An 18,105-nucleotide genomic window follows, 5' to 3' on the forward strand; every position below is an offset into this window, starting at 1 on the left:
TACTCCCCCCCCCCCCCCCCCCCCCCCCCCCCCCCCCCCCCCCCCCCCCTCCCCTCCCCCCCCCCCCCCCCCCCCCCCCCCCCCCCCCCCCCCCCCCGCGGCCCGTGCGGAACAGCCGACCAATAACGGGCGAGTTCCGCCTGCCTTGAGAGCGAGTCAGAAAAAGGGCATTGCCGCAATCCTGGGCGACGTGCATACTTGGACCACGCCGAGAGAAGAAGGGTCGAAACCATGACGAGCACGTGGAAGCGGGGTTCGCAGCGCAGGTGTCAACGCGCCGCGATCGTCGCCGGGTGCCCGTCCTCCGACCAGCAGATGTCGGCGTCGCACTGGCACCACATGCACCTGAGCTGCGCGGACTCCCCGCCCTGACCGGATCCGGTCACGTGGACAGGGAGCCGCCCATCGGGGAACCGATCCGGGCGGCTCTGCTATTTCCCGCACCTGGATCAGTTATCCGTGGTGGCGCGCTTGGGAAGCGGAACGGCCTCCAAAACCGTTGCCCGAGGGTTCGACTCCTTCCGCCACTGCGAATTCCGCCCATTCCTGGACCGGAATGTTCGTTGACAACTCCACAGCGGAGCAGACATGTATTCACGCGCCTCGCCCTGGCCGGGGAGAGGCGCGCGGCACCGGGCGACCGCGCACGCGGTTCCCGGCGCACCCGCCCTTGTAGCCCAACGGAAGAGGCAACGCGTTCAGGACGCGTCGAGTCCAGGTTCGAGTCCTGGTGGGGGCACGCACGATCCCGGTTGGTGTAGTCGGCAGCACGGCGGATTTTGGATCCGTCCAGCCCAGGTTCGAGCCCTGGACCGGGAGCCGCCGAGCACCGGCTCGGTGCCCGTTGGTCCAGTCGGCATGGACACCGCGTTCTGACCGCGGAGACCGAGGTTCGAACCCTCGACGGGCAGCGCAGGAACACCAGGCAGCACGATCACGTCCCGTGGCTCAGCAGGCAGAGCACCCGCCGACCGGCGGAAGGCCCAGGTTCGACTCCTGGCGGGACGGCTGTGACCGAGGCCGAAGCAGACGAGGCGCCAGATTGTGACTCTGGTCGAAGCCGGTGCGAGTCCGGTCGGTCACCCCAACCACCACCGCGCCGGGAGCGCTCGGTGTGGTGGCGACGCGCGTGGCCCGGTGGCCACCCGGAGCTCATATCTCCAGGTTCCCTGGTTCGACCCCAGGACGCGCGACCGGATCGACGGCCCGCCACCGGTGGGCCGTCGATCATCCGGCCCACGTCACGACGGTCGTGAGGCGGCCTGCAAAGCCGTCGACTTCCGGGTTCGACTCCCGGGTGGGTCTCGTCACCGTCCTGCTCCGCCGTGGGGTGCGCCATCGTTCCCGGGTCAGAACTCGACCTTGATGTGACGTCCCATCAGGATGCTGCGCTCGGCGCCCGACTGCTTCGCGGAGAGCACGGCGAGCAGGCCGACCGCGCGCGCTCGGCCTCGTCGAGCTGCAACGCCCGGCTCACCGCGTCCAGCACGCTCGCCGAGGTGCCGGACAGGTTCCCGCGTTCCAGGCGCACGTAGTGGTCGATGGACACCCCGGCGAGCAGCGCCACCTCCTCCCGACGCAGCCCGGCCACGCGCCGGTTGCCGCCGTAGGCGGGCAGTCCGGCCTGGTCAGGGGTGATGCGCGCCCGCCGCGAGCTGAGGGACTCGCGGACCTCGGCGCGGTGGTCGGGGCGGCCCATGACCCCAGGGCAGGTCGCCGGGACGTGCTGGAGGAGGTAACGCCAGAACCCCGGACGACCGGCGCTCCCCCGCGGTCGGGCGACCGATAGCCGGGCAATAGGACGGGGTAAGCGGCGGCGGGCAGGTTGGTCTTGATGGCACAACGAGAGAGGGGGTCGCCGATGAGCGCGGATGCCGGGGTCACGGCGATGGGGATCGACCACGTCCGGCTCAGCTACCTCTACCTCGACCAGGGCGACCTCGACGGGTACGGGTCGCTGTTCGCGGCCGACGCCAGGATCGTGCGGCCCGGTGAGCGGGTGCTGCCCGCCCAGGTCGAGTCCGGGCGCGCCGGGCTCAGCGTCGGCAATCACGTGGTGGAGGAGGTGTTCGGCGTCGACGACCGGGTCACCGTGACCGGGCGGCTGACGCACCGGGCGACGGGTCGGGAAGTGGGCTTCGCGGACGTCTTCGCGTTGTCCGAGCACGGCTTGCTGCGGTTCCAGAAGACCTACTTCTTCATCGCGCCGGGGTAGCGGACGGGGTGGTGGCGGCGCGGCCCCGCCGGTGGGACCGACTGCCGAAGGCCCGTTGGTCCTGTCGGACGAGCGGGCCGGTGAGGTTCGAGCACGACGGTGACACCGGCGCTCACCGCGAGTTACCGTGATCACGCGGTCGACTTGGGGAGTAGCAGTGGGTTTGCCAGCGCGATTACCGGAAACCGGTGTGGTCTACCGCGTCCTCGGGCCCCTGCACGTCTCCAGCGGGACCGACGGTGACGTGAAGATCCCGCCGGGGCGGCAGCAGGTGGTGCTCGCCATCCTGCTGCTGGAGGCCAACCGGGTCGTCGGCGTCGACACGCTGGTCGACGCGATCTGGAACGACGCACCGCCCGCGACCGCGCGCACGCAGGTGCAGATCTGCGTGTCGGCGCTGCGCGGCACCCTGATCCGGGCCGGGCGCGGCGAGGCCATCGCCACCAAGCCGCCCGGCTACCTGCTGCGGGTCGCCGAAGGGGAGCTGGACCTGCACCTGTTCGCCAGGTTGACCGCCGACGCCGAGGAGGCGATCCGGGTCGGTGACCGGGTGGTGGCGTCCACGTTGTTGCGCCAGGCCCTCGGGCTGTGGCGCGGGCCCGCGTTGGGCGGCACCACCAGCCGCGCCCTCAACGCCCGCGCGGCCAAGCTGGACGAGGACCGGCTCGCCGCCTTGGAGATGTCGCTGGACCTGGAGCTGGCCGCGGGCCGCCACCACCACCTGGTCGGCGAGATCAGCGCCCTGGTGGCCCAGCACCCGCTGCGGGAACGCCTGCGCGGCCAGCTCATGCTCGCGCTGCACCGGTCGGGGCGGCAGGCCGAGGCGTTGGAGGTGTACCGGGTCGCGCGCGACCTGCTGGTGGACGAGCTCGGCCTGGAGCCGGGTGACGAGCTGCGCCGGCTGGAGGGCGCCATCCTCGCCGGCGACCCCGGCCTGCTGGTCTCGACGCCCGAGCCCGAGGTGCCGGCGCAACGCGCGCCGGAGACCACCGCGCCGTTCCAACTGCCGGCGGACATGGGTGACTTCACCGGTCGCGCCCGGCTGATCGCGCGGGCCGAGGAGCTGCTGACGGGTCCGCAACGCGCGACGCGGGTGCTGGCGCTGGTGGGCAAGCCGGGCGTGGGCAAGAGCGCGTTGGCCGTGCACCTCGCTCATCGCGTGGTGGAGGAGCACTTCCCCGACGGTCAGCTGTACTGCGACCTCGCGGGCACCCGGGCCGCGCCCGCCACGGCGGCCGACGTGCTGGGGCGGTTCCTGCGCGCGTTGGGCATCCCGGGTTCCTCGATCCCCGACGCCGCCGACGAGCGGGCCGAGATGTACCGCCAACTCGTGGCCCGCAAGCGGATGTTGATCGTGCTGGACGACGCGGCGGCCGAGGGCCACGTGCAGGCGTTGCTGCCGGGCAGCGGCACGTGCGCGATGATCGTGACCAGCCGGGCCAGGCTGACCGGTCTGCCCGGTGCGCGGGTGCTCGAGGTCGACGTGCTCGAGCACGACGAGGCGATGGACATGCTGGCCACGGTGATCGGCCCGGAACGGGTGGACGCCGAGCCCGCCGCGGCGACCGCGCTGATCCGGCTGGTCGGCGGGTTGCCGCTGGCGCTGCGGATCGTGGCCGCGCGGCTGGCCGCCCGCCGCCAGTGGTCGTTGGCGTGGATGCTGGAGCGGTTGTCCGACGAACGCCGCCGGCTGGACGAGCTGGCGCACGGCGAGATGGTGGTCCGGGCCAGCCTGGCGCTCACCTACGACGGCCTCGGCCCGGACGCGCGGCGGCTGCTGCGCCTGCTGGGCCTGCTCGACGGCCTGAGCTTCCCCACCTGGGTGGCCGCCGCGCTGCTGGACGCGGACCTGTACCGGGCGGCGGACCTGCTGGAGCTGCTGGTCGACGCGCAGATGCTGGAGATCGTGGCCATCGACCTCGACGGCAGCCCGCGCTACAAGTTCCACGACCTGATCCGGTTGTACGCCCGTGAGCAGTTGGAGCGGCACGCCGAGCAGGACGCGCCCGAGGACGCGTTGGCACGGGTGTCGGGCGGTTGGCTCGCGCTGGCCGAGGAGGCGCACGCGCGCATCTACGGCGGTGACTTCACCGTGCTGCACGGTGGTGCGCCGCGCCGTCGACTGCCCCGGTCCTCTGTGGACCGGTTGCTGGCCGACCCGGTGGCGTGGTTGGAGGCGGAGCACCGCAACCTGTGCTCGGCGGTCGAGCTGGCCGCCGCCGGCGACCTGGTCGAGCTGTGCTGGGACCTCGCGGTCACGTTGGTGACGTTGTTCGAGGCGCGCTGCTACTTCGACGACTGGGAGCGCACGCACGAGCGGGCGCTGGCGGTGGTGCGCGCGGCCGGTGACCGGCGGGGCGAGGCGGCGTTGCTGTGCTCGCTGGCGTCGTTGCGGCTGAGCCGGTCGCGCGGGCACGACGTGGCCGACCTGCTTGACCCGGCGCTGGCGCTGTTCGAGGAGCTGGGCGAAGTCCTGGGTGTCGCGATGGTGCGGCGCAACCTGGCGCTGGCGCACCACCGGCGCGGCGACGCGGAGCGGGCCGAGCCGGAGTACCTGGCCGCGCTGGACGGGTTCCGCCAGGCGGGCGACCCGGTGGGGCAGGCGTACGTGCTGACGCAGCTCGCGCAGATCGACGTGCGCAACGGGGCGGAGGAGCAGGCCGGAGGTCGGCTGCGCGAGGCGTTGGGCATCTGCCGGGAGGTCGGCAACCGGCGGGTCGAGGTGCAGGTCCGCTACCGGCTGTGCGACTTGATGGTGCGGCGCGGGGAGCACCGGGAGGCCGAAGCGGCGTTGACCGAGCTGCTGGACGGTGTCCGGGAGCTGCACGACATCGTGGGCGAGGCGCGGGTGCTCCACCTGCTGTCGGAGGTGAAGCTGGCGCTGGGCGACGGCGCGGGCGCCGAGGAGCTGCTGCGGCGGGCGCTGGAGGTGCACGAGCGGGCGATGGACCACGCAGGCGCGGCGGAGACGTGCACGGAGCTGGCGTTGGTGCTGGCCGGCCGGGGTGACCGGGTGCAGGCCGCCGACCTGCTGGACCGGGCGATCGCGGTGTTCACCGAGCGGAACATGACCGCGTCCCGGGAGCGCGCCGCTCAGGCGTTGGCGGCGCTCGGGGTGGGCTGAACCGGATCACAGCGCGGTCTGCGTCGGACCCCACGGCGTGTCGTCGGACGTCGGGCCCCAAGGGGTGTCGTCGGAAGTCGGACCCCACGGGGTGTCGTCGGACGTCGGGCCCCACGGGGTGTCGTCGGAAGTCGGACCCCACGGGGTGTCGTCGGAGGTCGGGCCCCACGGGGTGTCGTCGGACGTGGGGCCCCACGGGGTGTCGTCGGAGGCGGTCGTCGTCGGGCCCCAGGGCGTGTCGTCGGCGTGGGCGGCGGTGGCGCCGAGGACCGGGAAGAGCACGATCGCGGCGATCGCGGTGGCGGTGGCGAAGGTCTTGGTGATGTTCATTTCGGGGCCTCTTCCCGGTCGGTTCCTGCTGTTGGAACCGACGTTAGGAATGCTCACCATCGCGGCCTTATCGTGCCGCGATGGAGGCATTATCGCGGCTGAATAGAGATCACCCAGAAGCCGCTCAAACCCACCTTGACCTGCACGTCCATCTAGGCGGCCGTAGTTGCCGCCCCTTTCGCGAATGTGTTGTGGGGCGCGGCGGGACCTGTTCCCGTGGTGCGATCCACCGATACCGGGGCGCCCAGTTCCCGACAAGCCGCGCGAATCTCGTCGACTTTCGCGTCGTGGTCCGGGTCGGTGCGCGACACCAGCACGCCGACCATCGTGCCGCTGTGCGCGACGACCACGCCGAGGGCGTCCGCGTCCCGGCTGATCGCGGTCAGCGGTTCGAGCAGGCGCTTGTGACAGCGGCGCTGGTTCAGCTCGGCGCTGCGGGTGGCCACCCTTCCGACCGCCGCCAGGTCGCCCCGCGCCAGTGCCGCGGCGACCTCGTCGAGCAGCACGCCGTACTCGCGGCGCTCGGCGGCGGTGATCGCCGGACGGGTCGTGTTGAAGTCCACGGTGTCCACCTGGCCGCCCTCGTCCACGCCGATCACGGTCAGCGGCGGCGGCGCGCCCAGCGCCCGGCACAGCGCCACGCGGCGGTGGTGGAACGCGACGATGCCGGGGTGCATCAGGCCGTCGGTCGGCTCGACGCCGCGCAGCAGCAGTTCGGTCTCCCTCGGTCCCACGACGCGTCCCAGCGCGTCGCCGACCGCCCGCACGGTGGCCACGAGGTCGGCCGAGGAACTGGCCATGCCCTTGCCCTCGGGCAGGTCGCTGGCGATCTCCAGCGTGCCGCCGAACCGACCCGCGCCGAACCGGTCCAGGGCCGACCGCGCGACGAACGCGGACTTCCGCTTGTGCTCGGGCGACACGCGCAGCTCGGACGAGTCCGGGAACAGCGTGATCCGCGCGGTGGACCAGCGGGCGATCGGCAGCGTCACCAGGAAGTCCTCACCCGACCCGGGCAGCGCGCCCTGCAACAGCTCGCCGAAGGTGCCGAAGGACACCCCGGTGCCCTGCCGCACCTCGACCGACGTGCCCCTCCGCGTCGCCGTCATCCCCTTGGTCACGACCCATCACCACCCTGTGCTCGGTTCGTCGTCATGTCGGTCGGTCGTGCCCGGTCGAAGTCGGTCACGGCGTGGGCCTGCCGAGCAGGCGCAGCACGTCGTCGGCGGTGTCGGCCACGTCGAGCATCCTCACCTGGGCGCTGGTGGCGAAGTCGTCCGCCTCCGCCTGCGCCAGCAGCGCCACCAGCGGGTCGAAGAACCCCCGCCGGTTGACCAGCACGATCGGCCGGGCCAGGCCGCGCGCCTGCTCCAGCGCCATCAGCTCGGCCAGCTCGCGCAGGACCTCCACGCCGCCCGGCAGCACGACGAAGCCGTCGGCGAGCCGGTGCACGAGCTTGATCCGCTCGTCCTCGGTGCGGACGGCTTGCAGCACCGTGCCGCCGACCTTCGGCACACCGCCGCCCAGCGAGGACAGCGGCACCACGTTGTTCACCGGGCTGCCCGCGGCGTGCGCGGTGCGCACCAACCGGCCGAGCACGCCGACCGGGGCGCCGCCGCACACCACCCCGAGCCCGACGGCGCCGAACCGCGCGCCCAGCTCGGCGGCGAAGGACAGGTACTGCCCGCCCGCGCCCTCCTCCGTGCCGCACAGCACCCCGACCCGGCGCACCGGCGGGCGCAGGGACAGGTCCAGCACCTCGGCCGTCAGCACCGCAACACCGGCTCGATCCGGCATCGCCACCACCGTCCTCTCCTGTGGGCCGCCGTCCCGCCGAAGCGAAGACGTCGCCGCCATCGATGTCCTATCGCCGGGCACGGCGGTCACCGGCCCGAGGTCGCGGTGCGCAGTGCGCGCGGCTCGGAGGCGCGCGCGGCGGGAAGGGCGAGCACCACGCCCATCCCCCGGTCTTGCGCGCGACGGGGCGCGTGCACCCGTCGTGGCCGCGCGCCCTCGGCCGGCCGTTGCCGCGCGAACGCCACGACCAGGCCGCCGACGTGGCAGGTCAGGCCGCCGTCGGGGGCGCGTTCCAGCTCGAACAGGCCGGCGTCGACCAGTTCGGCGAGCGCGTCGTCGGCCTCGTCGGGGTGGGCGTCCAGCAGCGCGGCGCACAGCGTGCCGGGGAACTCGACCGGTCCGGGTCCGAGCACGCCGATCCGGCGCAGCAGGCGGCGGGCCACCGGGCTCAGGCGGGCGTGCGGGGTTTTCAGCGCCTCTTCGACGTCCCGGGCGAGCTCGCGCCAGCCGTCGCCCGCGGTGAGGCGGGCGGTCTGGGTCGCGACGGGCCAGTGCGGGCGGGCCGCCAGGCGCGCGCCGGCCAGGCGCAGCGCGAGCGGGTCGCCGCGGCACTCCTCGGCCAACCGCAGGACGTCGTCCTGCTGCGCTCCCGCGCGTTCCGGGCCGATCACGGCGGTGACCAGGCGTGCGCCTTCGCCGGCGCTCAGCGGGCCCGTCGTGACGTGCCAGGCGCCTACGAGCGTGGTCAGCCCGCGCCTGCTGGTGACGATGACGGCGCAGGTCGGGCTGCCCGGGAGGAGCGGTGCGACCTGCCGTTCGTCCGCCGCGTCGTCCAGCACGACCAGCACCCTGCGGTCGGCGGTCAGGTCGCGGTAGAGGTCGGTGCGCTCGTCGGTGCTCGGGGGGATCGACGGATCGGGCACGCCCAGGGCGCGCAGGAAGCGGGCGAGCGCGTGGGCCGGGTCGACGGGGTCGGTGCCCGCGCCGTGGAGGCGGACGAACAGCTGGCCGTCGGGGTAGTCCTCGCGCAACCCGTGGGCCGCGTGCACGGCGAGTGCCGTCTTGCCGCTCCAGGCCCGGCCGCCCACGGCCACCACACGGGTGCCCGGGTCGGTGGTGGGTGGGGCGAGCAGGTCGCGGACGCGGGTGAGGAGGTCGGTGCGGCCGGTGAAGTCGCGGCTGGTCGGTGGCAGCAGGTGCGGCACGGCGCGGCGGGTGACGGCGCCGGGGCCACGACCGGGGCCGGGGCCGGGGCCTGGATCAAGGCCCGGCATCGAGCCGGGACCGGGGTCGGGAGAGGAGCCGGAGCCGGAGCCCGAGCGAGCGTCCGAGGCGGGACGGGCACGCGAGTCGGGACCGGCACCCGGGCCGGAGCGGACGCCGGAGCCGGAGCGGGTGCCCGAGTCTGGACGGGCGGCGGGGGTGAGGCTGGCGGGGGCGCTGCGATTGGACATCGCGGGGGCGGCGGTGGGGGTCCGGTCGGGGTGGGCGGCGGGGTCGGCGCCGGCGAGGATGGCCCGTTGGACGCGGGACAGCTCCTCCCCCGGCTCCAGGCCGAGCTCGTCGACCAGCAGTCGGCGGCCGTCCTGGTAGACGTCCAGGGCCTCGGCTCGCCGGCCGGCCCCGTGCAAGGCCGTCATCATCTGCGCGCGCAGCCGCTCCCGGAACGGGTTGGCGGCCACCAGTTCCGCCAGTTCCCCGATCAGGTCCGGCCGGGGGCCGAGCGGTAGCTGGACGTCGACGTGCTCCTCCACCACCGAGATCCGCCGGTCGGCGAGCGCGGTCCGGGCCGCGTCGACCAGCGTGCCGTTCACGCCGTCCAGCGGCCGTCCGCGCCACAGCGCCAGCGCCTCCCGGAAGTGCGCCACGGCGGCCCGGGGATCGTCACCGGCGGCGGCGAGGCGGGCGCGGGTCACCAACGCGTCGAACGCCAGCAGGTCGAGCTGGTCCTCCCGGCAGCGGATCAGGTAGCCGGGGGTCTGGCGGACCACGACGTCCGGCAGTCCCGCGCCGTGCAGCGCGCGCCGGATCGCGGACACGCAGATCTGGATCTGCTCACGCGCCGTGGACGGCGGCCTGGTGTCCCACACGGCGTCCACCAGCCGGTCCACCGCGACGACCCGGTTGGCCTGCAACAGCAGCATGGCCAGCACCGCCCGCTGACGCGGCGGGAACGCCAGGCCGGCCGCGTCCAGCGGGCCGAGAATCCGGAAAATCATGTCTGCGAACCCCCGGGTCGATTTCACCGAGCTGCTTGCGGACTGACCTTCGTCGCCCTTTTTATCCCGCCGCTATCGCGGACTTAACGGTCGCCCCGTTGCCCTCGCGATAGCACGGCGATAAGCCGCCTTCTTAGCGTTCCGCTCATCAAGATGCCAGGTGGGACCCTATGCAGGAGGTGGCGGGATGTCCGTCGAAACGATCGGCACAACCGTCCTGGAGGTCTTCCGGGACGTGCTGAAGAACAGCGAGCTCGGCGAGGACACCGATTTCTTCGAGGCCGGTGGTGATTCCCTGCTGGCGATCGACGCGATCCAGCGGATCGGCCAGGACGTCGGCCTCGACCTCGACCCCGTGGTCATCTTCATGTACCCGACGCCGGCGAGCTGCGCCGGCGCCGTCGCGGACCTCGGGTAAGCGCCGATGACCTCCGTCGTCACGGGCCGGCGCCCGCCGGCCCCACAACCCGCCGCGGCACCACAACCCGCGGCACCCCAATCGCCAGCACCACGACCCGCGGCACCACGAGCGGCGCCCGTGACCGACGGCTTCCGGTGGTGGCCGGAGCTGATCGTGCGCGGGGCGGGCTTCGCCGCTTCCGGCGTGCTCGACCTGGCCGACCCCGAACTGGGCGGGCACGCCGACGAAGCGGTCGCCGCCGGGGACGACCCCGCCGCGTGGCAGCGGTTCCGCGAGCGGTTCGAGGCCGCCACCACCGCGATGGGGCAACGGCTGCGCGACATCGCCGCGTCCCCGCTGTTCCAGCACGCGGTGACCTGGCAGAACCACAGCCTGCTCCCGCTGGCCGTCGAACCGTTCCTGCGCCGCCCGGCCACCGAGTCGCGCAACTCCAAGAACCGGCAGCGCGAGGAGCTGATCGCCTCCTACTGGCAGCGCTACTGCCTGAAGAACGACTCGATCGGCTTCTTCGGACCGGTCGGCTGGGCACGGTGGGACGACCGCCCGCACAGCGAGGTCGTCGTCGGCGACCGGCTGGTGCGCCGGTCCACCGTGTTCTTCGAGAGCTGGGCGGTCGACCGGCTGGCCGAGGTCGTCGGCGCCACGCCGGGGCTGCGGCCCTGGCTCGCGCCCCGGCGGATGCCCTACCTGCGGCTGGTCGGCGATCGGGTCGAACTGCCGATGGGCGCCCCGGTCGACCTGAACCCCCTCCAGGCACGGGTGCTGCGCGCCTGCGACGGGGTGGCGCGGGCCCGAGACCTCGGCGGTGACGAGGTCGCCGAGGTGCTGGCCGACTTCGCCCGCCGGCGGTGGATCACCTGGAAGATCGACCTGCCGGTGACGCCGTTCCCCGAACGGGCACTGCGCGCGGTGCTGGAGCGGGTGGACGACGAAGATCTGCGCGACGCCTGCCTGGCACCGCTGGACCGGCTGGAGGCGTGCCGGGAGGCCGTCGCCCGAGCGGGCGACGCGACCGCGTTGACCGAGGCGCTGACCGCGGCCGACCGGGTGTTCCACGAGCTGACCGGCGCGGACGGGCGGCGTCACGGCGGTCAGGCCTACGGCGGCCGCACGCTGATGTACCAGGACTGCGCCCGCGACCTGGACGCCGTGTTCGGCCAGGACCTGATGGCCGCGGTCGAGCCGGTGGAGCTGCTGGCCCGGGGCTGCCGCTGGTTGTGCGCGCAGGCCGCCGACACGGCGCGCGCCACGCTGCTGGAGGTCTACCGCCGCGTCGGCGGGCCGTGCGCCCTGTCCGACCTGTGGGCGGCGGCCCTGGGCCCGCTGCGCCGGGACGTGACGGCGGCGGTGGACGCGGCCCGCGTCGAGTACGCGGCGCGCTGGGCGGACGTCCTCCGCCCGCCGCCGGGCGCGACCGAGGTGCGCCGCTCGCACGCCGAACTGCTGCCCGCGGTGCGCGCCGCGTTCGACGTGCCGGGACCGGGCTGGAGCGCCGCGCGCTACCTCAGCCCCGACCTGATGATCTCGGCGACCGACCTGGACGCGGTGCGCCGCGGCGACTTCCAGGTGGTCGTCGGCGAGATCCACCTGGCGATGAACAGCCAGCGCAGCAACTGCTTCGTCACCCAGCACCCGGAGCCTGCCGACCTGCTGCGGCACGTCGACGCGGACTTCCCGCGACCGCGGCTGCTGCCCGCCCCACCGCGCAGCGGCCCGGTCCGCCGGTCCACCCGCACCCAGTCCGCGCTCACCCGCGACGCCGACCGGCTGGTCGAGTTCCACCACCACACCGTCCCCGCCGACCGGCCGGGGCTGCTCCCCAGCAGCGCGATCACCGTGCACGAGGACCACGACGGCCTGGTCGCGGTGCTGCCGGACGGCACGCGGCACGACCTGCTCGACGTGTTCTCCGAGGTCCTGATGGACGTGGTGCTCAACGCGCACAGCCTGTTCGCCGGGCACGCGCACGTGCCGAGGGTGGTCGTGGACCGCGCCGTGGTGCAGCGCGAGACGTGGCGCTTCCCGGCGGCCGAGGTGCCGTTCGCGTCCGAGAAGGACGAGGCCCGCCGGTTCGTCGCGGCCCGCGCCTGGCGGGAGGCCGCCGGCCTGCCGCCGCGGGTGTTCGCCAAGTCGGGCTCCACCGACAAGCCGGTGTACGTCGACTTCGACAGCCCGGTGCTGGTGAACGTGCTGGCCAAGATGCTGCGCGGCGCCGCACCCGACCAGCTCCTCGGCTTCACCGAACTGCTGCCCGACCTGGACCACCTGTGGCTGGTGGACCAGAACGGCGACCGCTGCACGTCCGAGCTGCGCTTCGCGATGGTCGACCGGCTCGGCGCGCCCGATGGACAGGAGGCCCCGTGACCACAGTGCTGCCGGCTCCGGGCGCGATCGCGGACGACGTCCCGCTCGCCCGACCGGACCACCTGACGCTCGGCGGCGGCTGGCGCTGGTCGCCGCACGTGATCGCGCGCGGCGCGGGTTTCCCCGCCGACGGCGTGCTGCGGCTGCGGGCGCCCGCGCTGCTCGACCGCGCCGACGACCTGGCCGACGCCGCGCCGGACGACCCGCGGTGGAGCGGGTACCGCGCCGCGTTCGACACCGCCGCCCGCGCCGGCGGGGTGGAGTTGCAGCGGGTGGCCGCCGACGGCGAGTTCCGCCGCGCGGTGGCCTGGCAGAACCACCGGCTGATCGACGGCGCCCTCGCGCCGTTGCTGCGCTGGCGGTCCGACGAGGAGCCGCGCAACGCCAAGCACCGTGCCAGGGAGGAGCTGATCGCGTCCTACTGGCAGCGCTACTGCGTGAAGAACGACTCGATCGGGTTCTTCGGTCCGGTGCTGTGGGCGACCGCGGTCGCCGAGGCGGACACCCGGCTGCGGCCGGGGCCCGGTCTCACCCGGAGCATGGAGGTCTACTTCGAGCCGTGGGCGGTCGACCGGCTCGCCGACGTGGTGCAGGCGTTGCCCGGCCTGCGGACCTGGCTGCGCCCGCGGCGCAACGCCTTCCTGAAACTGGACGGGGACGTGGTGTCGCCGCCCGGTGGCAAGCCGGTCGCGTTGAGCGCGGCCGAGGCGTCCGTGCTGCGCCTGTGCGACGGGCGCACCCGGGTCCGCGACATGCCCGCCCTGCTCGCCGAAGCGTCCACTGTGGACTCAGTGGTCGCGGTGCTGGACGGCTTCGCCAAGCGCCGCTGGGTGAGCTGGAAGCTGGACGTGCCGGTGTCCAAGTGGCCCCTGCGCGAGCTGCGGGCGTTCGTCGAGGGCGTGTCCGACGACGCGCTGCGGGAGTCCGCCGCGCGGCTGCTGGACCGGCTGGACGCCGGGCGGGCCGGGTTGCAGGCCAAGGTCGACGCCGGGGCCGACGAGGTCACCGCCGCCCTGCTCGACCTGGACGCCACGTTCACCGAGCTGACCTCCGGGCCGTCCACCCGCAACGCGGGCCAGGCCTACGGCGGCCGGACGCTGGTCTACGCCGACTCCCGCCGGGACGCCGACCTGACCATCGGCACGACCGTGCTGGCCGCGGCGGAACCGGTGCGGCTGCTCGCGGACAGCGCGCGGTGGTTCTGCGCCGAGGTCTCCGCGGGCGTGCGGCCCGCGCTGGACGAGGTGCACCGGTCGTTCGACACCGCCGCCCCGGTCGACTTCGCGGCGTTCTGGGTGAAGTCGCTGGTGCCGCTGCGCTCGGCGATCAACCGCGCGGCCGACGCCACCGCCGCGGAGTTCCGCCGCCGGTGGGCCGAGGTGCTGCGGCTGCCCGAGGGCGAACGGCGGGTGCGCCGGGCGTTCGCCGACCTGCTGCCCGCCGTGGGCGCGGCGTTCGCCGCCGGCGGGCCGGGGTGGTCGGCCGCCCGGCACTTCAGCCCGGATCTCATGGTGGCCGCCCGGGACGCCGACGCGATCAACCGCGGCGAGTTCGAGCTGGTGCTCGGCGAGGCGCACATGGCGATCAACGCCCAGCGCAGCAACTGCCTCGTCAGCCAGCACCCCGACCTGCCCGCGCTGCTCGCGCAGACCGACGAGGAGTTCCCCCGGCCGAGGCTGTTGCCCGTGCTGCCCAAGGGCAGCCTGCCGCGCCTGTCGATCCGCACGCACCCCGGGTTCGTGCGGGACCGCGACTTCCTGCTGGAGACCACGCACCACACCGTGCACGCCGACCGGCCCGGCCTGGTCGCCGCGCGCGACGTCGCGGTGGTGCGGGTGGCGGGCGGACTGGCGCTGCGCCTGCCCACCGGCGAGGTGTTCGACGTGCTGGACGCGTTCTCCGAGATCCTGATGGACGCGGTGATCGACCGGTTCAGCCTGTTCGACGACCGCCCGCACACGCCGCGCGTCACCGTCGACAAGGTGGTGCTCAGCCGGGAGAAGTGGCGGGTGCCGAGCGCGTCGGTGCCGTTCGCCAAGTGCAAGGACGAGGCGCTGAGGTTCGTGCTGGCCCGGCGGTGGCGGCGCGAGCTGGGGCTGCCGGAGCAGGTCTTCGTGACGCCGGTGAAGGGCGCCAAGCCGGTCTACATCGACTTCGACAGCCCGGTCTACGTGAACCTGCTGGCGAAGTTCGCCCGGCGGGCGGCGGAGACGGGCTCGGTGCTGACCGTCTCCGAGATGCTGCCGCGGCACAACGGGCTGTGGCTGCGCGACGGGGCGGGGCAGCGCTACACCTCCGAGCTGCGGCTGGCCGCGTTCGACCTGACCGGCGGCGGACCTTCCACCGACGGCGACCGATTCCGGACGGAGGGACCGTGATGGCCGACCAGGTGATGGCCCACCCCGTGATCGCCGACCCCGTGATCGCCGACCCGCCAGCGGGCGGCCCGGCGGCGGGTGCGCTGCCCCGCAACCAGCGGCGGCTGTGGTTCACCCACCAGCTCGACCCCAGTGGCGAAGAGCTGCTGGTGCCGTTGGTGCTGCGGTTCTCCGGGCCGCTGGACGTGCCCGCGCTGCGCTCGGCGCTGACCGGGATCGTCGCCCGCCACGAGGTCCTGCGCACCTCCGTGGTCACGGTGCACGACGAGCCGGTCGCGGTCGTCCGGCCGGCCGGCGCGTTCGACCTGGCGGTGACCGCGCTGCCCGAGGGCAGCGAGCTCCGCCCGGCCGTGGACGCCGAGCTGCGCGTGGCGTTCGACCTGGCGGGCGGGTTGCCCATCCGGGCCCGGCTGTTCCGGCTCTCCGCCGAGGAGCACGTGCTGTGCGTGAGCGTGCACCACATCGCGTTCGACGGCTGGTCGGCGGCGGTGTTCCAGGACGAGCTGGCCGCGCTGTACGACGCGCACCACGCGGGCGTCGACCCGGAGCTGCCCGCGCCGCCCGCGCAGTTCCGCGAGGTCGCGCTGGCCGCCGACGAGCAGCTCGCGGTCGGTGACCGGCTGGCCCGCGGCCTGGCGTTCTGGCGCGCCGAGCTGGCCGACGCGCCCGCGTTCGAGCTGCCACCGGACCGGGCGCGGCCCGCCCGCCGCTCGGGTCGCGGCACGACCGCCTCGTTCACCCTGTCCCCGCGCGCCGCCGAGGCGCTCGCCGGGGTGGCGCGCTCCCGGCGGGCGACCCTGTTCTCGGTGCTGCTGGCCGCCGCCCAGGTGTTCTGCCACCGGGTGTCCGGGCGCGGCGACGTGGTCACCGGCACCTCGCTCGCCGAACGCGACCAGGCCGTGCGCAAGAACCTGATCGGGCCGTTCCTGGCCATGTTGGTGCTGCGCAACGACCTGACCGGCAACCCGCCGTTCGCCGAGCTGGTCGGGCGGGTCCGCCGCCGGATGATCGAGGCCTACGCCCACCGGCACGTGCCGTTCGACCTGCTCGTGGAGGAGCTGGCCCCGGAGCGGGACCTCTCGCGCACCCCGCTGTTCGGCGTGCTGGTGGACATCCAGCCCGGCGCGGTGCGGCTGCCCGAGCTGGCCGGCGTGACGACCGGCGCGGTGCCCGTGGCCGGGAAGACGGCGCGCTACGACGTCGAGATCGCCTTCACCACGTGGGCCGACGGCAGGATCGACTGCCGCGTCACCGGTGACGCCGCGCTCTACCGGGCGGACACCGTGCGGCGCTGGGCCCGCCAGTTCGACACCCTGCTGGCGGACCTGGCGCACCGGCCGGAGCAGCGCGTCGACGAGGCCGCGCTGTCCTCGCCCGAGGAGGCGGCCGGGCTGCGCGCGGTCACCGTGCCCGAGCCCGTGCCCTTCCCCGCCCGCACCCTGCACGAGCTGTTCACCGACCAGGCCGCCCGCACCCCCGACGCCTTGGCCGTGATCACGGCGGACGGCGAACGGCTGTCCTACCGGGAACTGGCCGACCGGTCCGACGCGATCGGGCGGGCGCTGGTCGCCCGCGGCGTGCGGGTGGACGACGTGGTGGGCGTGCGCATGGACCGCACGGCTGACCTCGTGCCCGCGCTGCTGGGCGTGCTCAAGGCCGGGGCGTCGTTCCTGCCCCTGGAGACCGACACGCCGCCCGCGCGGGTGGCCAAGCTGCTCACCGGCGCCCGCGCCCGGCTGTGCCTGTCGGATCACGGCCTGCCCGACGCGGGCGTGCCGACCGCGACCCCGGACGAGCTGGTCGACCCCGGTCCGCACGTCGCGCTGCCCGACGTGCACCCGCTCGACCTGTGCTCGGTGTACTGCACGTCCGGGTCGACCGGCGAGCCGAAGCGCGTGGCCAGCACGCACGAGGGCTGGGTCAACCGGATGCTGTGGATGCAGCGCCAGCACGGCCTGCGGCCCGGCGGGACGGTGCTGCACAAGACCACGCTGACCTTCGACGACGCCGCCGTGGAGGTGTTCTGGCCGCTGCTGACCGGCGGTGTGGTGGCGTTGCTCGGCCCCGGGCTGCACCGCGACCCGCGGGCGATCGTGGCCGCCGGCGTCCGGCACGACGCGGCGCACGTCCAGTTCGTGCCCAGCATGCTCGAGTTCTTCGTCGAGGCGGTCACCCCCGCCGACCTGGCCGGCTGGCCGTCGCTGCGCAGCGTGCTGTCCAGCGGCGAGGCGCTGCGCCCGGACCTGGTGCGCCGGTTCCTCGACGTCACGGCCGCGGCGGGCCGGTCGATCAGCCTGGACAACACCTGGGGCGCCACCGAGGTGTCGATCGACTCGACCTTCCACGTCTGCGGTCCCGAGGACGTGGGCCCGGACGCCGCCGCCGGCGCCGTGTCGCTGGGCGTGCCGCTGGACAACAACGAGGTGCACGTCCTGGACGAGCACCTGCGGCCGGTGCCGGTCGGCGTGCCCGGCGAGCTGTACCTGGGCGGTGTCGGGCTGGCCCGGGGCTACCTGCACGACCCGCGGCGCACCGCCGAGTCGTTCGTGCCGCACTTCGAACGGCCCGGACAGCGGCTCTACCGCACCGGCGACGTGGGCAGGCTGCGGCCGGACGGGTCCGCGGAGTTCCTCGGCCGCGCCGACGACCAGGTGAAGGTGCGCGGTGTGCGCATCGAACTGGGCGAGATCGAGGCCGTGCTGCGCGAGCACCCCGGGATCGCCGACGCCGTGGCCGCCGTGCGCGCCACCGCCGCCGGTCCGACCGTGGTCGGCTACGTGGTGCCCGCGCCCGGCGCCGCCGTGGGCACGGCCGAGCTGCGCGCGTTCGCCGCCGACCGGCTCACCGGGTACGCGGTGCCCGGCGCGCTGGTGGTGCTGGACGCCCTCCCGTTGCTGCCCAACGGGAAGCTCGACCGGCGGGCGCTGCCCGCGCCCGAGCAGGCCGACGTGCCGGCGGCGGAGTTCGTCGAGCCGCGCGACAGCGCCGAGCTCGCCGTGGCCGAGCTGTGGGCCGAGGCGCTGGGCCGGCCGCGGGTGGGCGCGACCGACGACTTCTTCGCGCTCGGCGGGCACTCGCTGCTCGCGATCCGGGTGACCAACGCGATGAGCCGCGCGTTCGGCGTGGCGCTGTCGCCGGTGCTGCTGTTCGAGCGGCGCACCGTCGCCGCGGTGGCCGAACGGGTCACCGACCTGGTGCTCGCCGACGTGGACGCGTTGAGCGACCACGACGCGGAACGACTCCTGACCCCCTGACCGCAC

Annotated in this window: 11 protein-coding genes, 6 tRNA genes and 1 pseudogene; 13 read left to right on the forward strand and 5 right to left on the reverse strand. The window is 74.3% G+C overall.

Annotation, left to right across the window (positions count from 1 at the left end):
* Positions 1-231 precede the first annotated feature (231 nt).
* The 7 genes from ACZ7GX_RS34935 to ACZ7GX_RS34965 all read left to right on the forward strand — a co-directional run bounded on the left by ACZ7GX_RS34935 (position 232) and on the right by ACZ7GX_RS34965 (position 1,305).
* Positions 232-372 carry a hypothetical protein gene (locus ACZ7GX_RS34935; protein ID WP_498783180.1) on the forward strand — a complete coding sequence of 47 codons (141 nt, stop codon included), beginning with the start codon at positions 232-234 and terminating at the stop codon, positions 370-372.
* A gap of 294 nt (positions 373-666) precedes the next feature.
* A tRNA-Leu gene (locus ACZ7GX_RS34940) sits at positions 667-739 on the forward strand.
* Positions 740-746: 7 nt separating this feature from the next.
* Positions 747-819 (forward strand) — tRNA-Gln (locus tag ACZ7GX_RS34945).
* Positions 820-838: 19 nt separating this feature from the next.
* Positions 839-911 (forward strand) — tRNA-Gln (locus tag ACZ7GX_RS34950).
* Positions 912-937: 26 nt separating this feature from the next.
* A tRNA-OTHER gene (locus ACZ7GX_RS34955) sits at positions 938-1,008 on the forward strand.
* A 2-nt stretch (positions 1,009-1,010) separates the two neighbouring features.
* Positions 1,011-1,087: transfer RNA gene (locus ACZ7GX_RS34960), tRNA-His, on the forward strand.
* A gap of 146 nt (positions 1,088-1,233) precedes the next feature.
* Positions 1,234-1,305: transfer RNA gene (locus ACZ7GX_RS34965), tRNA-Cys, on the forward strand.
* A 94-nt stretch (positions 1,306-1,399) separates the two neighbouring features.
* Here ACZ7GX_RS34965 and ACZ7GX_RS34970 read toward each other — a convergent pair.
* Positions 1,400-1,699 (reverse strand): annotated as a pseudogene (locus ACZ7GX_RS34970) (helix-turn-helix domain-containing protein); the annotation flags it as partial.
* Between the two features lie 162 nt (positions 1,700-1,861).
* Here ACZ7GX_RS34970 and ACZ7GX_RS34975 point away from each other — a divergent pair.
* Positions 1,862-2,215 (forward strand): nuclear transport factor 2-like protein, encoded by a 354-nt coding sequence (locus ACZ7GX_RS34975; protein WP_498783182.1) that lies wholly within the window; start codon positions 1,862-1,864, stop codon positions 2,213-2,215.
* A 157-nt stretch (positions 2,216-2,372) separates the two neighbouring features.
* Positions 2,373-5,339 (forward strand): AfsR/SARP family transcriptional regulator, encoded by a 2,967-nt coding sequence (locus tag ACZ7GX_RS34980; RefSeq protein WP_498783184.1) that lies wholly within the window; start codon positions 2,373-2,375, stop codon positions 5,337-5,339.
* 6 nt (positions 5,340-5,345) lie between these two features.
* Here ACZ7GX_RS34980 and ACZ7GX_RS34985 read toward each other — a convergent pair whose 3' ends face one another.
* From ACZ7GX_RS34985 to ACZ7GX_RS35000, 4 genes are all read right to left on the reverse strand, one after another.
* A complete protein-coding gene (locus tag ACZ7GX_RS34985; protein WP_498783186.1) occupies positions 5,346-5,669 on the reverse strand; it encodes a hypothetical protein in 324 nt (107 codons plus the stop codon).
* 152 nt (positions 5,670-5,821) lie between these two features.
* The gene (locus tag ACZ7GX_RS34990) at positions 5,822-6,787 is read right to left on the reverse strand and encodes a GHMP family kinase ATP-binding protein (RefSeq protein WP_498783187.1); all 966 of its coding nucleotides are present in this window, start codon (positions 6,785-6,787) and stop codon (positions 5,822-5,824) included.
* 64 nt (positions 6,788-6,851) lie between these two features.
* On the reverse strand, positions 6,852-7,463 hold the full coding sequence (locus ACZ7GX_RS34995; protein ID WP_498783189.1) for an LOG family protein: 612 nt from the start codon (positions 7,461-7,463) through the stop codon (positions 6,852-6,854).
* Positions 7,464-7,549: 86 nt separating this feature from the next.
* Positions 7,550-9,682 carry an AfsR/SARP family transcriptional regulator gene (locus ACZ7GX_RS35000; protein WP_498783191.1) on the reverse strand — a complete coding sequence of 711 codons (2,133 nt, stop codon included), beginning with the start codon at positions 9,680-9,682 and terminating at the stop codon, positions 7,550-7,552.
* 187 nt (positions 9,683-9,869) lie between these two features.
* On the opposite strand from ACZ7GX_RS35000, the gene ACZ7GX_RS35005 reads away from it, so the two are divergent.
* The 4 genes from ACZ7GX_RS35005 to ACZ7GX_RS35020 all read left to right on the forward strand — a co-directional run bounded on the left by ACZ7GX_RS35005 (position 9,870) and on the right by ACZ7GX_RS35020 (position 18,099).
* Entirely contained in the window at positions 9,870-10,100 is a 231-nt protein-coding gene (locus tag ACZ7GX_RS35005; RefSeq protein ID WP_498783193.1) for a phosphopantetheine-binding protein, read from the forward strand.
* A gap of 120 nt (positions 10,101-10,220) precedes the next feature.
* Positions 10,221-12,467: a lantibiotic dehydratase gene (locus tag ACZ7GX_RS35010; protein WP_498783195.1), complete on the forward strand. Its 2,247-nt coding sequence runs from the start codon at positions 10,221-10,223 to the stop codon at positions 12,465-12,467.
* Positions 12,464-14,845 carry a lantibiotic dehydratase gene (locus ACZ7GX_RS35015; protein WP_498783197.1) on the forward strand — a complete coding sequence of 794 codons (2,382 nt, stop codon included), beginning with the start codon at positions 12,464-12,466 and terminating at the stop codon, positions 14,843-14,845. Before ACZ7GX_RS35010 ends, ACZ7GX_RS35015 begins: the two co-directional genes overlap by 4 nt.
* Positions 14,845-18,099: an amino acid adenylation domain-containing protein gene (locus tag ACZ7GX_RS35020; protein WP_498783198.1), complete on the forward strand. Its 3,255-nt coding sequence runs from the start codon at positions 14,845-14,847 to the stop codon at positions 18,097-18,099. Before ACZ7GX_RS35015 ends, ACZ7GX_RS35020 begins: the two co-directional genes overlap by 1 nt.
* The last annotated feature ends 6 nt before the right edge of the window (positions 18,100-18,105 follow it).

The organism is Actinosynnema sp. NPDC037264, assembly GCF_055603705.1.

Coding starts and splice junctions, on each gene's coding strand:
- ACZ7GX_RS34935 (WP_498783180.1), top strand. CDS start 232: ATGACGAGCACGTGGAAGCGGGGTTCGCAGCGCAGGTGTCAACGCGCC.
- ACZ7GX_RS34975 (WP_498783182.1), top strand. CDS start 1,862: ATGAGCGCGGATGCCGGGGTCACGGCGATGGGGATCGACCACGTCCGG.
- ACZ7GX_RS34985 (WP_498783186.1), bottom strand. CDS start 5,669: ATGAACATCACCAAGACCTTCGCCACCGCCACCGCGATCGCCGCGATC.
- ACZ7GX_RS34995 (WP_498783189.1), bottom strand. CDS start 7,463: ATGCCGGATCGAGCCGGTGTTGCGGTGCTGACGGCCGAGGTGCTGGAC.
- ACZ7GX_RS35000 (WP_498783191.1), bottom strand. CDS start 9,682: ATGATTTTCCGGATTCTCGGCCCGCTGGACGCGGCCGGCCTGGCGTTC.
- ACZ7GX_RS35005 (WP_498783193.1), top strand. CDS start 9,870: ATGTCCGTCGAAACGATCGGCACAACCGTCCTGGAGGTCTTCCGGGAC.
- ACZ7GX_RS35020 (WP_498783198.1), top strand. CDS start 14,845: ATGGCCGACCAGGTGATGGCCCACCCCGTGATCGCCGACCCCGTGATC.